Genomic DNA, 273 nt, shown 5'->3' with positions numbered 1-273 from the left:
GGGAGGCACCCGGCTCCCCACGCTCGCAGCGACCAACCCGATCACGATCGCCGACGACAAACTGAGCATTGGCGAGAGCACCACCGTCACCATCCGCTTCGCCGAAGCCATTGCGACCGACAGCTTTACCACCGACGACCTGCGCGTGGGCGGTTCCGCGACGCTGTCCAACCTGCGCAGCACCGACGGCGGCACCACCTGGACGGTCACGCTGACGGCTCCGGGGCGCAGTGTTCTCAACGACCTCAGCTTCTCCCGGTACAACTCAACGGG

The 273-nt window shown here is 66.7% G+C and carries 1 protein-coding gene; it reads left to right on the top strand.

Translation table 11 applies throughout. The features are described from left to right. Positions 1-273: Ig-like domain-containing protein (locus VTU_RS33790; RefSeq protein WP_010107005.1), on the top strand; the 273-nt coding region annotated here is incomplete at both ends.

This window comes from Verminephrobacter aporrectodeae subsp. tuberculatae At4 (assembly GCF_000193225.1).
GTDB classification, from domain to species: domain Bacteria; phylum Pseudomonadota; class Gammaproteobacteria; order Burkholderiales; family Burkholderiaceae_C; genus Acidovorax; species Acidovorax aporrectodeae.
The sequence above is the reverse complement of the archived record's forward strand: the minus strand, read 5'-3'. Positions and strand labels throughout refer to the sequence as shown.